The organism is Leisingera sp. NJS204, from assembly GCF_004123675.1.
Taxonomy (GTDB): domain Bacteria; phylum Pseudomonadota; class Alphaproteobacteria; order Rhodobacterales; family Rhodobacteraceae; genus Leisingera.
The window spans coordinates 2,100,689-2,114,569 of record NZ_CP035417.1 but is presented as its reverse complement, the minus strand read 5'-3'; the positions used below and the strand labels follow the sequence as shown (position 1 = coordinate 2,114,569).

Genomic DNA, 13,881 nt, shown 5'->3' with positions numbered 1-13,881 from the left:
GTCAATGATGGTTCTCCCGGCCCAGTCTCGTGACCGTTTGCCCTTACGTTCCTCCGTCCTGCTCACATTCCCGGCGACACGCCGGCGAACTCGACCTATGCGGCCGCCATCGCCGGATCTCTGTAATCCTCACCCTTGCGCATCAGCGCCCAGGCCGTTCGGGCCATGCGGTTGGCCAGCGCCACCGCAACCAGCATCTTAGGCCTGCGCGCCAACATTCGTGCGAGCCAAGAGCCCTCTGGGGCGCCTTTGCGTGCCGCCCATCGCACAACTGCCACAGCGCCGACAATCAGCAACCTTCGAATGTCGCGCTGACCCATCTTCGACGTCCGCCCGAGCCGCTCCTTGCCGCCACTCGAATGCTGTTTCGGCGTGAGCCCGACCCAGGCCGCGAAATCCCGGCCTTTCGAGAAGGTTTCCATTGGCGGCGCGAAGGGCGTTGATCGTCTGCGTGCGCTGGCGGACAAGGAGATCGCGGGTGCGATATGCCAGCGCTGCCGCCTGCTGTTCCTCGCTTTTCACGGCCGCGAACCGCATGGCCGGACGCGATGCTGCTTGCGCTATGGCCTCTGCATCAGCCATGTCATTCTTCTGGCGTTTTACGAACGGCTTCACGTATGCGGGCGGGATCAGACGGAGGCCGTGACCCAGATCGCTGATTGCCCGACCTCAATAATGGGCACTCGCGCATGCCTCCATCGCCACGACGCAGGAGGGCTGCTCGCTCATGAACTTCAGCAGCTGCACGCGCGACAACTTGCGCCTGAATATAACGGACCCGTCCACCCCGGCACCATGTGCTTGAAATACGTTCTTAGCCAAATCCAGGCCGATGATGCTAACCTCGTTCATGGACGCTCTCCTCCTAGCAGTGCTCCAACGCCCGCTACCTTGGCACATTCGATGCCGCCGGGGGGGCGTCCACCCCATCGCTTTCGTATAAGTGCCGCGCGTCATAACGCCATTGAAGGCGTTCCGGCTGTCACGTTCGTGCTTCACGAGGTTGAACCAGTGATCGCGCAGGTGCTCGATCTCGTCGGCCCGGGCGGTGGCGGCCTGGGTCGCCATGTAAGCCTCCGGCGAGAGAGGTTCTCCGGCGGCATCGAATGCTGTGGCGGTCCGTCCTATGAAGTGGCACAGGCGCTTCTCCGCAGCGGAGAAGAGCGCCGGTTCGTCGAACCGCGCCGCCGGCCGCTGGAAGTGAAGCCTTGGTGCGGTGAAGGTGCCTTTCGAGTTCCGATACAGCTTGCGAGGGGCCGAGCCCCGGGCGACGCCGAAGGAGGCGTCCTCAATGACCTCCAGCGGGTCGATGGTCGGATCGAAATCCACATCGCAGCGGAAGTCATAGCCCGAGCGAATGGCGGTACTGACCGGGCAGTTCAGCTGCGTGATTTTGCGGTCGAGCTTGGTCTGCCGGTTTACGCCGGCGACGATGCCGTCGTTGGCGATGCGCGTGTGGGTGCAGGGCTTGCCGTCTTTGATACGCTGCCGTTCGACACGCTAGCGCCACTTCGCGAGTTGTGCTTTCTCGTAGGCTAAGAGCGTCCGCTCGAGCCAGAAGATGCGATTGTAAAGCCTGGACATTCCCGGCTCCGTCTCGCCCCTGGGCGTACGGAGAATGCGGCGGATGCCGTGAAGGCCCGTGCCATTGGCCAACAGGGACAAGATCTCGATGTTCTCGTCGCGCGTCTTCTGACGGCGATGCCCGCTCGACACTGTAAAGCGGGCCCCAGGCAGTCCTTTGCAGGGCTTGTGGATTACCCGGACGGAGCGTGCACGCGGCACAGATCCTTTTTTGTGGCCGGCCTTTCGCGATGGCTTGCCGTTGGCGCCGTTGAAGATGAACTCCCCAGGCTTTTCACCTTGTTCGGTCCTTTTGTCCGTTTCTGGGTCAAGAGCTCGCGTACCTCAAATATTGGCCACTATGGCCCACGACGAAATCAAGCGGGCACAACTGAGCGCTCACCGCGGGAAGTTCGAACTTCCCGCCAATCCGCCCCTGATGACGGAAAAATCAAACAAGATCAGGGCGTAAAAACAAATACCTGCCGACCTCTCGGTCGGCAGGCTGGCAGGACGCGTGCCATACAGTACGGAATGGCTCCCTGTGAGGGGCCGCCTTTTTCTTTGGCGGCAGGGCTCTGGTCCCGGCGCCGGGTCCGGGGTAACCAGAGGCTTGTCAAGCGACACAACAGGGGCAGCAGCCATGACGGCATCCGGAAATTCCCGCTGGGGGCTGATCCTGGCGGTCTGGGGCGCAGGCCTGGGGGCGGCTGCGCAATACGGCAAGATCAGTGTGATCTTTGGCCGGATGGCCGAGCTGTACCCGCAGGCGGGAAACGCGATCAGCTTTTCCGTGTCGCTGGTCGGGGTTTTGGGCATTCTGCTCGGGGCTGTGGCGGGGTTGTATGTCGCCGCTTTCGGCTACCGGCGCACGCTGATCTGGGCGCTGTGGGCGGGGGCGGCGATGTCTGCCCTGCAAGCGCTGCATCTGCCGTTCGGGGTGTTCCTGGCCTCCCGTGTGGTTGAGGGGCTGTCGCATCTGGGTATCGTAGTGGCAGGGCCGGTTCTGATTGCACAGCTGAGCTCGGAGCGGGGACGGGGGCTGGCGATGACCCTGTGGAGCACGTTTTTTGCCGTCGCCTTTACCCTGCTGGCCTGGTTCGGGCTGCCGCTGGCGGATGCCTGGGGGCTGCTGGCGCTGTTTGGTGCCCATGCGGGCGTAATGGCGGGGCTGGCGCTGCTGCTGGGCTTTGCCTTGCGCGATGTTCCGGTGCCGGAAAGGGGGCCGCTGCCGCGTCTGGCGGAATTGCCCGGGCTGCATCTGCCCATTTACCGGTCCCCCTGGATTTCGGCGCCGGCCGCGGGCTGGCTGTTTTACACTTGTTGTTTTGTAGCGGTGCTGACGGTGATCCCGCCTTATATCGCCGAGGACATGCGCGCCTTTGTGCTGGGGATGATGCCGCTGGCCAGCATTGCGGTGTCGATGACCCTGGGGGTGTATCTGCTGCGGTTCCTGCCGGGGGTGCGGCTGGCGCAGCTGGGGTTCCTGGCCTGTGCCGCCGCCGCCCTGTGGCTGTGGGCCATGCCCGGCGCGCCGGCCGCCTGTATCGCCATGGCGGGGGCCATGGGGCTGGTGCAGGGCGGCTCCTTTGCGGCCGTTCCGCAGCTGAACGGCAGTGCCGCCGCGCGGGCGCAGTCCAGCGGTGCAATGGCGCAGATGGGCAATCTGGGCAATACCATCGGAACGCCGCTGATGGTGCTGGCACTGGCCGGCGGCGGCTTTGGCGGCATGATGGCTGTGCTGCTGGTGCTGTTCCTGAGCGGAACTGCGGTGCATGGTCTGCTGTCAGCGCGGCGGCGCAGCATGGCGTAACGGGGCCTCTCCCGCCCGTCGCCGGCCCCCGGTCCGGGGGCCGGCGCCCGTTGGGCATGGCGCCGCAAGCGGCGCGCCGGATTCCGGTTGAAATCCGGGCCGGAAAACGCGTGTTTTCCGGTTTGATCCGGGGCCGGCGCAGCCTGCTGCCAGCTGCTGTCAGCAAGTTTTGTCCTGTTCGTGATATGTTCTCTTTTGGGGCTTGGCGTTTCCCGGTGCATTCCCTATTTGTATGGCGGGCGTTTGCCGCTGGTTTGGCAGGCGCGGGCACGGGGGCATTATGGCTGAGCTGAAATCCATCGAAGTACGCGGCGCGCGCGAGCATAATCTGAAGAGCATCGATGTGGATATTCCGCGCGATGAGCTGGTGGTGATCACCGGCCTTAGCGGTTCGGGCAAATCCAGCCTGGCGTTTGACACCATCTATGCCGAGGGCCAGCGCCGTTATGTCGAGAGCTTGTCGGCCTATGCCCGCCAGTTCCTGGACATGATGGAAAAGCCGGATGTGGACCACATCAGCGGCCTGTCTCCGGCGATTTCAATTGAGCAGAAGACGACATCGAAGAACCCGCGCTCAACCGTTGGCACGGTGACCGAGATTTATGACTATCTTCGGCTGCTGTTTGCCCGCGCAGGCACGCCCTATTCCCCGGCCACCGGCAAGCCGATTGAGGCGCAGCAGGTGCAGGACATGGTCGACCGGATCATGGAGATGGAGGACGGCACCCGCGGCTATCTGCTGGCGCCGATCGTCCGCGACCGCAAGGGTGAATACAAGAAGGAATTCCTGGAGCTGCGCAAGCAGGGCTTCCAGCGGGTCAAGGTGGACGGCGAGTTCTATGAGCTGGACGAGCCGCCCACGCTGGACAAGAAGTTCCGCCATGACATCGACGTGGTGGTTGACCGTCTGGTGGTGCGCGAGGGGATGGAGACGCGGCTGGCAGACAGCTTGCGCACAGCGCTGGATCTGGCGGATGGCATTGCCATTCTGGAAACCGCGCCCAAGGAGGGCGATCCGGAACGGATTACCTTCAGTGAGAATTTTGCCTGCCCGGTCAGCGGTTTCACCATTCCGGAGATCGAGCCGCGGCTGTTTTCCTTCAACGCGCCGTTCGGGGCCTGCCCGGAATGCGATGGTCTGGGGGTTGAGCTGTTCTTTGACGAACGCCTGGTGGTGCCGGACCAGTCCCTGAAGGTCTATGACGGGGCGCTGGCACCCTGGCGCAAGGGCAAGTCGCCCTATTTCCTGCAGACCATCGAGGCCATCGCCAAGCATTACCAGTTCGACAAGAACACTGTCTGGAAGGACCTGCCGGAGAAGGTGCAGAAGGTGTTCCTGTATGGGTCCGGCGAGGAAGAGATCATGTTCCGCTATGACGAGGGCGGGCGGGTTTATCAGGTCGAACGCACGTTCGAGGGTGTGATCCCCAACATGGAGCGGCGTTACCGCGAGACCGATTCCAACTGGATCCGCGAGGAGTTCGAACGTTATCAGAACAACCGCCATTGCCACCATTGCGAGGGTTACCGGCTGCGCGCCGAGGCGCTGGCGGTGAAGATTGCCGGTGTCCATGCCGGTCAGGTGGTGCAGCTGTCGATCCGCGAGGCGCTGGCCTGGATCGAGGATGTGCCGAACCATCTGAGCCAGCAGAAGCAAGAGATCGCCCGTGCTATTGTGAAGGAGATCCGCGAGCGGCTGGGGTTCCTGAACAATGTCGGGCTGGAGTATCTGTCGCTGAGCCGTAACTCCGGCACGCTGTCCGGCGGCGAGAGCCAGCGGATCCGGCTGGCGAGCCAGATCGGGTCCGGCCTTACGGGTGTGCTCTATGTGCTGGATGAACCCTCCATCGGGTTGCACCAGCGCGACAATGACCGGCTGATCGGCACCCTGAAAAACCTGCGCGATCAGGGCAATACGGTGATTGTGGTGGAACACGACGAGGATATGATCCGTCAGGCGGATTATGTGTTCGACATCGGCCCCGGCGCCGGGGTGCATGGCGGTGAAGTTGTAAGCCACGGCACACCGGGTGCGGTTGCTGCGGACACCGGCTCGATCACTGGGCAGTATCTGTCCGGCACCCGTGAGATTGCGGTGCCGCCCAAGCGGCGCAAGGGCAACAAGAAGAAGATCAAGGTGGTGAAAGCTACCGGCAACAACCTGAAAGAAGTGACGGCAGAGTTTCCGCTGGGCAAGTTTGTCTGCGTGACCGGCGTCTCCGGCGGCGGCAAGTCGACGCTGACGATTGAGACGCTGTTCAAGACCGCCTCGATGCGGCTGAACGGCGCGCGCCAGACCCCGGCGCCCTGCGAAAGTATCAAGGGGCTGGAGCATCTGGACAAGGTGATCGACATCGACCAGCGCCCGATCGGCCGCACGCCGCGGTCGAACCCGGCGACCTATACCGGTGCCTTTACGCCGATCCGCGACTGGTTTGCCGGTCTGCCGGAAGCCAAGACGCGCGGCTACAAGCCCGGGCGCTTTTCCTTCAACGTCAAGGGCGGCCGCTGCGAGGCCTGCCAGGGCGATGGTGTCATCAAGATCGAGATGCATTTCCTGCCCGACGTCTATGTGACCTGCGAAACCTGCAAGGGCGCGCGCTATAACCGCGAGACGCTGGAGATCAAGTTCAAGGGCAAGAGCATTGCCGATGTGCTGGATATGACGGTGGAAGACGCGCAGGAGTTTTTTCAGGCGGTGCCGTCGATCCGCGACAAGATGGACGCGCTGATGCGGGTGGGCCTGGGCTATATCAAGGTGGGCCAGCAGGCGACAACGCTGTCCGGCGGCGAGGCGCAGCGGGTGAAACTGTCAAAGGAACTGTCAAAACGCTCGACCGGGCGGACGCTGTACATTCTGGATGAGCCCACAACAGGCCTGCATTTCGAGGATGTGAAGAAGTTGCTGGAAGTGCTGCACGAGCTGGTGGAGCAGGGCAATTCGGTGGTGGTGATTGAGCATAATCTGGATGTGGTCAAGACCTCCGACTGGATCATCGACATCGGTCCCGAGGGCGGCGATGGCGGCGGCGAGATTGTCGCGGCGGGTACCCCCGAGACAGTGGCGGATGAGCCGCGCAGCCACACCGGGCGGTACCTGAAGGACATTCTGGCGGCACGGAAGGTGGCGGCGGAGTGAAAGTTGTGGGATTTGCGGTCGGGTTCGTGCTGATGCTGCAAGTCCCATTTGCAATTGCTGAGCGTGCGCCGAAGTGTTTTAGCTGGGCGCTAGAACTCTGCGAGTGCAGCGCGTTGTTCTCAGTTTTAGAAACTGAGCCAACAATCGCGGGACAACGGAGAATGGACGAATGGAGGGAATTGGCAGAGAAGCTGCGGTTTCGGGCCTACCCTGTGATGGGAAAAGAACTTGGGGACCGGCTGATAGACGCCAGAATTGATGAGTGGCGGTTATTGCCGTCTACACTTGATGTGCATCGGGAGTTTGCACGGGTCTTATCAAGCTGCGCCAGATATTGGAAACGGCTTCTTGCCGGCTTGCCAGTGTCCATCGGTCCTTAAGCTGTTTAGCCGCAAAAGCATTTCGTTTAGCGGAGCAAGACTGGAGCTGGGATGAGGGGCGCAGCCCCTCTTGGCCTTTGGCCAATTCACCCCGGAGTATTTCTGGAAAGATGAAAGGGGGCGGTTTCGCCCTCATTATTCATGCAGTTTGCGCGGCGGCGGGGCGGGCCAGCATCAGCGGCACCAGGAACAACAGCAGGAAGAGCGTGTTCATCACAACGTTGAACCAGGCGCCGGCGGCGAGGGAGCCGAGGCTGTCGGGCACGTACCAGGCCAGCAGGGCCGGGATCAGCAGGCGGCGGCCAAGAGCCGGGTTGGTGCTGTAGATATGCTCTGTCACCAGGTAGATCAGCACGCAGAAGCCGCACATTAGCCCGCCGCTGATGGCGGTCATCAGGGCGGCCGCGCCGGGGGTAAGCGCCTGGGCGCCGTCCACCGGCAGAAAGGCGAGATCGATGAATAGGCTTAGTGCAGTGCCGAGCGGGGTGGCCAGCGCCAGTATCATAGCCAGCCCGAAGGCGGCGGCGAGTATCGTGACGGTTTTGAGCATGCGGATTGCAGCTGAATGGGTCATTGGAAGCTCCTGATAATGTCTGCGCGCAGAATGCAGTCAGGCACGGAAGCGGAACAATTACCTTGGAGGTAAGTGAACTTCTGATTGTGCCTGTCTATGCTGCGGGAAAAGGAGACAGCTCATGGCGGAAGGTTTCGGCGCGGTTCTGAAGAAATGGCGCGGGCTGCGGCGGATGAGCCAAATGGCGCTGGCGCTGGAGGCCGGAGTCTCGGCGCGGCATCTGTCCTTTCTGGAGAGCGGAAGGTCGCGGCCCAGCCGCGGCATGGTGCTGCGCTTAAGCGATGAACTGCAGGTGCCGGGCGGGGCGCGCAATCAGCTGCTGGCGGCTGCCGGTCTGGCACCTGTGTTTTCACGGAGGAATCTGAACGATGCGGAATTGGCGCCGCTGAAGCAGGCCGCTGAACAGATGATGATCGCGCATGAGCCGTATCCGGCGCTGATGATCGACCGGCATTGGCGGCTATTGCGCCTGAACCGGCCTGCGGCCCTAATGCTTGAAGGCGTAGGGATCAGTGCGGGCTGCAGCCTGATTGAGGCTCTGCTGGAGAACGCCGGTCTGCGGGAAGTGCTGGAGAACCTGCAGGATGTTGAACGGCTGAGCCTGGCCCGGCTTAGAACCGAGCTGGCCCATTTCGGCGAGGATCCGGTGCTGGAACAGGCGGTAGAGCGGCTGCAGCGGATGGTGGCGGCCTCGGGCTGCGCACCTGAGGGGGAGCTGCCCGCGGTGATCCCGGCCCGCTACCGGATGGGCGGGCAGGTGCTGTCGTTCTTTTCCACCATTACCCAGTTCGGCGGCACAGGGGATCTGGCGATGGCGGAGCTGCGGATCGAAATGCTGTTTCCGGCTGATGAGGCCACGCGGGAGACGATGGCCGCTATGGGCGGCCGCTAGCAGGCAGTGCGGCGGGTCAGTTCGCCAGGTCCGCCTCGGCACCGATCAGGCGCAGCACTTTCTGGGTCTCGCGGTTCACCTGATAGACATAGCCGCCGGCCTGAACATAGCTGCCAAATGGGTCCGGTGCCCATTCGCCGGGAGACCCGATCCAGATGTACTCATCCAGAATATGGTCGCCGCGGCGGTAGAACTTCTTGGCATGGTCCGGCGGCACGCAATGCGATGAGGTCTTGGCCAGGCCTGCCGGGCAGTGCAAGCCTGCCTGGTCCGACTTGCCATGTCCGATGCCATTGCCTGCAGCAAGCGGAATAGCCACTGCACAAGTGGCGGCGAGAACAATGATGGAAACAAAATAACGGCGTACCATTTACGGCGGGTCCTTTCCTGGTCGCCATTGACATAACGGGCCAGGCGCAAAATCCAAGAGGGCGGTAAAGCCGGCGGCGGCGGCCCGCCTGCAGCCGGTTACGCAGCGGCAAGAACCCGCGCTTCATGGCTGCGCAGGGCCAGCCGCGCCGCATTTCCGTACCCGCGGCCGGTTTCAGCGCAGAGTTCCGGGAACAATTCGCGGATTTCCGCCAAGGTGCCAGCGTCAAATCCTGCCGCTGTTTGCGGGCCGGGCTGGTAGCTTTCGCTGAGGGCGCCGTCGGCCCAGAGAATCTGGTGGCGGCCGAACAGCAGGTGGACATACTGCGCTTCCTGCATCTCCAGCGCCGGGCGGATGGTGCTGTCGTTCACCAGGTCCTTGGCCTTGACCAGAACCTCACCCTCGCCGAACAGCAGCTCGGCGCGGCTGCCGGAAACCAGCATCCGGTGCTGCGGCGACACATATAGGTCGCGGCTGTTGCCGCAGCTGCCTTTGGCAAAGCGGATCGGAGCGGTCCCGGGCGTGCAGGCGATGCGGCGGCTGCCGGTCCATTGCAGGGGCTGCGGGCCGTTGTCGTAGGTAAGAACCTCCATGCCGGGGCGCAGGTCCTCGACCGGGATTTCACCGCCGGGCACCCGGATCAGGGTGCCGCGCAGGAAGCAGGGAACCGTCTGGTTGATCTCGACCAGGCCGGTGTCGGAGTTGCCCAGACCGTTGTCTGCAGTGTAGTTGAAATAGACGGTTTCCAGGTCGCCATCGGTGACGACGGTCAAGGTGCCGTCGGCGTTCAGAGTGATCTGCTGTCCGGTTGCCAGGGTGACGGTATCATTTGCGAACACTTCCTGGCCATTGATATGGGTGATGGTCAGCGTGCCGCCGGTGGTGGTGTCGTTTTCCAGTACATCCACCACACGGGTCTTGTTGATCGCGATATCTTCCTGGTCATCCTGCGCGACCACCGCTGTCTGCACTGAGCCGCCGGCAATCAGCAGGTTGGTGTCATAGCTGCTGTCTACAGTATCGGCGACGCCGATCTTGAGGGTGTTGATCTCCCCTGCATTCACCGGAGCGACAAAGGTCAGGGTGATGGTGAACCCGTCCATTTCGGTGTTGAACTGGTCGCCGGTGTTGTCGACATAGACGTTTTCGGTGCCATCGTTGATATTGCCGATCGACGCGGTGCCGTTGCCGATGGAGACCTGGGCCTCTACTCCATTCACCCAGACACCGACCACGTCATTGTATTGCGAATTGGCGAACTCGGGGTATTCCTCGGAGGACAGCACAAAGTCGATGGTCAGCAGGTCGCCGTCCGGGGTGAAGTCGATTTCCAGAAACGAGGCATCGCGGGTGGCGGCACCGGCGAGGGCGTTGAAATCCGCGTCGTTGTTGGCGCCGGTGGTATTGGTGCTGGTGTTGCCGCGGACGTTTGTGTTGGTGCTGCCGTCGCTGTTGGTAAAGTCGCGGGCGTAACCTGTCGACAGGATCACGCCGGAATCTGCAGGTGCTACGCCTGGTGTGGTTGTATCAGCGCCAGTGTAGATGCCCGATGACAGGCTGTCGCCGCTGTAGCTGGCACTTTCAACCGTGACGCCGTCGCCAAAGATTTCCTCTGCCATCTGGGTGGCGGTTGCAGAGGAGTTGATGTTCAGTTCCGTTGCCGTGGCCATAACAGACAGCGCGCCTCCGGGTGTGCGAGAATTTACGATCGCTTACCGGAATGCTGGGGAACTGAGACAGAACTGTGGCGGGCTGGTGCCGAAATCCTGGAGTTTACTCGAATTTTAAGGGTATTTTAAAAACGCCGGGCACAACAGGCGGCCCGGAACAGGCCGCCTGACAGGTCATTTGTTCAAAGCCTGCGTTTGAGGAGGCAAGCCTCAGCCGTCGCGGCCGCGTGTCTCGAACCGCGGCAGCATGGCAGAAAAATCCATGCCTTTGCCGTCTTCGTCCTCGACGAATTTCTTGTACAGCGCCATGGCCAGTTCCCCCATCGGCGTGTCGGCGTCGGCGCTGGCCGCGGCTTGCTGGCTAAGGCCCAGGTCCTTCAGCATCAGCTCAGCCGCAAATCCGGGCTGGTAATTGTTGTCGGCGGGCGACTGCGGGCCGACGCCCGGTGCCGGGCAATAGGCGTTCATGGTCCAGCTGTAGCCGGAGGAGGTGGAGACCACATCGAACATCTTCTGCCGGTCAAGACCCAGCTTGTCGGCCAGCGCAAAGGCCTCGCAGGTGGCAATCATCGTCACGCCGAGGATCATGTTGTTGCAGATCTTGGCCGCCTGACCGGCGCCGGCCTCGCCGCAATGCACAGCCTTTTGACCCATGATATCAAACAGCGGTTCGGCGGCGGCAAAGGCATCAGCCGAGCCGCCGGCCATGAAGGTGAGCGTGCCGCCGGCCGCGCCGCCGATGCCGCCGGAGACCGGGGCGTCCACGGACAAAAGACCTGCGGCGTCGGCCTGTTCGGCAACCGCGCGGGCGGAGTCCACGTCGACGGTGGAGCAGTCGATGAAGGCGCCGCCTTTGGTCATTGCCGGGATGATCTCAGCCGCGACAAGGCGCAGGATGGCGCCGTTGGGCAGCATGGTGATGACGGCGTCGGCGCCTGCTGCGGCCTCGGGGCCGGAGGCGGCCATTGTCACGCCTTCGATGCTGACATCGGCCATATCAAAACCGGTGACCTCGTGGCCTGCTTTGGCCAGGTTGGCGGCCATCGGCCCGCCCATGTTGCCCAGTCCTATAAATCCGATTTTCATGTGAGTTCCTCCTCAAATGTCAGCGCATCTGCGCCCAAGGGCGCCAGCATGTCTTCAATCGCCTGCGCAGGTACAGCCTGGTTTGCATATTGCCATTTCGGATTGCGGTCCTTGTCAATGATCTGGGCCCGGATGCCCTCCAGGAAATCACTCTTGTCCATGGCGCGGAAGGTGTAGCGGTATTCCAGATCCAGCGCCCGGCGGATGGCAGGGCCATCCGCGCGCAGGCGGCGCAGCATTTCCAGCGTGCAGGCCATCGACAGCGGCGAGTTGCGGCTGAGGGATTTCAACGTCGCGGCGGCAAAATCGCTGTCCTCAGCCTGGAGGCTGGCTTGAATGTCTTCCAGCGTCTCCTTGGCGAAGTGGCGGGAGATATCCGCCAGCGCCGGGCGCAGCTTTCCTTGCGGAGCGGGCAGGGCGGCGTCCTCGACCAGTTTGGCGGCGCCGGTTTCTTCCAGCGCGGATATCATCGCGGGCCATTGCTCTTGCGGGATGAAAAAATCAGCAAAACCCGCAAGGATCGCGTCATCGGCGCCCATCCTGGCCGCGGTCATGCCAAGGTATTCGCCCAAATGATCCGGCGCCAGCGCCAGCATCAAGGAGCCGCCCACATCCGGCACCAGGCCGATGCCGACCTCAGGCATGGCAATCTGGCTGGTTTCATTCACAACCCGGTGGGTGCCATGGCAGCCGATGCCAACGCCGCCGCCCATGGTGAAGCCCTGCATGAAGCTGATCACCGGTTTCTTGTATTCAAAAATCAGCGCGTTCAGCCGGTATTCATCGCGCCAGAAGGTACGGCCATAGCTGTAATCGCCTTTGGTGCCGGTATCATACAGCTCGGCAATGTCGCCACCGGCGCAAAAGGCCTTGTCGCCTTCGGCGTCGATCACCACCAGCTTGACGCTGTTATCCTTGGCCCACTCCCGCATCGCTGCATCAATGGCCATGCACATCTCATAGCTCATCGCGTTCAGCGCCTTGGGGCGGGTGAAGGTGATGCGGCCGGCCTGGCCGGATTTGCGGATATGGATATCACTCATCCTGGGTGCTCCATCGTGGTGTTGCGCCGGGGTAATTATGTCGGCTGCAGTTTACGCGGCAATCAGCTGGCGGGCGACGATCAGGCGCATGATTTCATTGGTTCCCTCCAAGATCTGGTGCACCCGCAGGTCGCGCACGATCTTCTCAACCCCGTAGTCCGCCAGATACCCGTAGCCGCCGTGCAGCTGCAGGCAGCCGTTGGCCACGTCAAAGGCAGTGTCGGTGACCATCAGCTTGGCCATGGCGCAGAACTTGGAGGCGTCGTGGGCGCCGGTGTCCAGCTTCCACGCCGCCTGGCGCAGGAAGGTTCGGGCGGCCTGCAGGCGGGTTTCATATTCCGCCAGCCGGAACTGAAGTGCCTGGAACTGGTTGATGGATTTACCAAAGGCCTTGCGCTCGGACATATACTGCACGGTCTGATCCAGCGCTGTCTGGGCGCCGCCAAGCGCGCCGGCTGAGATGTTCAGACGGCCGCCGTCAAGTCCGGCCATCGCGTAGGAAAAGCCCTTGCCTTCCTCGCCGATCAGGTTGTCCGCGGGGATCGCGCAATCGTCGAACTGCACCTGCGAGGTGGGCTGCGCCTTCCACCCCATCTTGTCCTCCAGCGCGCCGAACGACAGGCCCGGGTTGCCATCCTCGACCACCACGGTGGAGATGCCTTTGGGGCCATCCTCGCCGGTGCGGCACATCACGACATAGGCGTCGGAGTAGGAGCCGCCGGAGATGAACGCCTTGGTGCCGTTCAGGATGTAGCCCTCGTTGCTGCGCTCGGCGCGGGTTTTCAGGGCCGCGGCGTCGGAGCCGGAACCGGGTTCGGTCAGGCAATAGGAGAAGATCTTCTCCATCGTGCAGAGTGCGGGCAGCCATTTCTGCTTGGTCTCTTCCGAGCCGAACTTGTCGATCATGCCGCCGCACATATTGTGGATCGACAGGAACGATCCAATGGCGGGGTCCGCCATCGCCAGTGCTTCGAACACCAGGGTGGCATCCAGACGCGAGAGGCCGGAACCGCCGTATTCCTCAGACACATACAGCCCGCCAAAACCCAGTTCCGCCAATTGCGGCCACAGGGATTTGGGGATGGTGCCGTCTTTTTCCCACTGGCGGGAATGCGGTGCGATGTTGTCCTGGCCGAATGCATGGGCCATGTCGAAAATGGCCTGCTGTTCTTCTGTCAGTGCGAAATCCATGAGCCGCGCCTCCCGTCGCTCAGATGAATTGAACAGTTGTTTATTTAATAGCGGGCGCGCGTGGCTGAGGCAAGCTGCGCAAATGCAAAGCCACCGTGCAGTTTGTGGCGGGTGTAGCGGGACACTTCGCGTTGAATTTCGGGACATTTCCCGCTGCAGC

The 13,881-nt window shown here is 62.4% G+C and carries 9 protein-coding genes and 1 pseudogene; 3 read left to right on the top strand and 7 right to left on the bottom strand.

All coding sequences use genetic code 11. From position 1 onward, the window contains the following. Positions 1-95: 95 nt before the first annotated feature. Positions 96-852: pseudogene (locus ETW24_RS10345) on the bottom strand (IS110 family transposase). A gap of 1,354 nt (positions 853-2,206) precedes the next feature. On the opposite strand from ETW24_RS10345, the gene ETW24_RS10340 reads away from it, so the two are divergent. Both ETW24_RS10340 and uvrA read left to right on the top strand, forming a co-directional pair. Next, positions 2,207-3,376, top strand: coding sequence for an MFS transporter (locus tag ETW24_RS10340; RefSeq protein ID WP_129370984.1), 1,170 nt, complete (start codon positions 2,207-2,209; stop codon positions 3,374-3,376). Positions 3,377-3,656: 280 nt separating this feature from the next. Next, positions 3,657-6,515 carry an excinuclease ABC subunit UvrA gene (gene uvrA, locus ETW24_RS10335; RefSeq protein ID WP_129370983.1) on the top strand — a complete coding sequence of 953 codons (2,859 nt, stop codon included), beginning with the start codon at positions 3,657-3,659 and terminating at the stop codon, positions 6,513-6,515. A 519-nt stretch (positions 6,516-7,034) separates the two neighbouring features. On the opposite strand, the gene ETW24_RS10330 is transcribed toward uvrA, so the two are convergent. Continuing rightward, a complete protein-coding gene (locus tag ETW24_RS10330; RefSeq protein ID WP_129370982.1) occupies positions 7,035-7,469 on the bottom strand; it encodes an excinuclease ABC subunit A in 435 nt (144 codons plus the stop codon). A gap of 121 nt (positions 7,470-7,590) precedes the next feature. Between ETW24_RS10330 and ETW24_RS10325 the strand changes: the two genes are divergently transcribed. Then, complete coding sequence (locus ETW24_RS10325) at positions 7,591-8,361, top strand: helix-turn-helix domain-containing protein (protein WP_129370981.1); 771 nt, start codon at positions 7,591-7,593, stop codon at positions 8,359-8,361. 16 nt (positions 8,362-8,377) lie between these two features. Here ETW24_RS10325 and ETW24_RS10320 read toward each other — a convergent pair whose 3' ends face one another. The 5 genes from ETW24_RS10320 to ETW24_RS10300 all read right to left on the bottom strand — a co-directional run bounded on the left by ETW24_RS10320 (position 8,378) and on the right by ETW24_RS10300 (position 13,721). Beyond that, positions 8,378-8,731 (bottom strand): hypothetical protein, encoded by a 354-nt coding sequence (locus ETW24_RS10320; protein WP_129370980.1) that lies wholly within the window; start codon positions 8,729-8,731, stop codon positions 8,378-8,380. Between the two features lie 98 nt (positions 8,732-8,829). Then, positions 8,830-10,401, bottom strand: a complete 1,572-nt coding sequence (locus ETW24_RS10315) for a Hint domain-containing protein (RefSeq protein WP_129370979.1) — start codon at positions 10,399-10,401, stop codon at positions 8,830-8,832. 210 nt (positions 10,402-10,611) lie between these two features. Beyond that, the gene (mmsB, locus tag ETW24_RS10310; protein ID WP_129370978.1) at positions 10,612-11,487 is read right to left on the bottom strand and encodes a 3-hydroxyisobutyrate dehydrogenase; all 876 of its coding nucleotides are present in this window, start codon (positions 11,485-11,487) and stop codon (positions 10,612-10,614) included. Then, the gene (locus ETW24_RS10305; RefSeq protein WP_129370977.1) at positions 11,484-12,530 is read right to left on the bottom strand and encodes an enoyl-CoA hydratase/isomerase family protein; all 1,047 of its coding nucleotides are present in this window, start codon (positions 12,528-12,530) and stop codon (positions 11,484-11,486) included. Before ETW24_RS10305 ends, mmsB begins: the two co-directional genes overlap by 4 nt. Before the next feature lie 51 nt (positions 12,531-12,581). After that, positions 12,582-13,721: an acyl-CoA dehydrogenase family protein gene (locus ETW24_RS10300; RefSeq protein ID WP_129370976.1), complete on the bottom strand. Its 1,140-nt coding sequence runs from the start codon at positions 13,719-13,721 to the stop codon at positions 12,582-12,584. Positions 13,722-13,881: the final 160 nt, after the last annotated feature.

Coding starts and splice junctions, on each gene's coding strand:
- ETW24_RS10340 (WP_129370984.1), top strand. CDS start 2,207: ATGACGGCATCCGGAAATTCCCGCTGGGGGCTGATCCTGGCGGTCTGG.
- uvrA (WP_129370983.1), top strand. CDS start 3,657: ATGGCTGAGCTGAAATCCATCGAAGTACGCGGCGCGCGCGAGCATAAT.
- ETW24_RS10330 (WP_129370982.1), bottom strand. CDS start 7,469: ATGACCCATTCAGCTGCAATCCGCATGCTCAAAACCGTCACGATACTC.
- ETW24_RS10325 (WP_129370981.1), top strand. CDS start 7,591: ATGGCGGAAGGTTTCGGCGCGGTTCTGAAGAAATGGCGCGGGCTGCGG.
- ETW24_RS10320 (WP_129370980.1), bottom strand. CDS start 8,731: ATGGTACGCCGTTATTTTGTTTCCATCATTGTTCTCGCCGCCACTTGT.
- ETW24_RS10315 (WP_129370979.1), bottom strand. CDS start 10,401: ATGGCCACGGCAACGGAACTGAACATCAACTCCTCTGCAACCGCCACC.
- mmsB (WP_129370978.1), bottom strand. CDS start 11,487: ATGAAAATCGGATTTATAGGACTGGGCAACATGGGCGGGCCGATGGCC.
- ETW24_RS10305 (WP_129370977.1), bottom strand. CDS start 12,530: ATGAGTGATATCCATATCCGCAAATCCGGCCAGGCCGGCCGCATCACC.
- ETW24_RS10300 (WP_129370976.1), bottom strand. CDS start 13,721: ATGGATTTCGCACTGACAGAAGAACAGCAGGCCATTTTCGACATGGCC.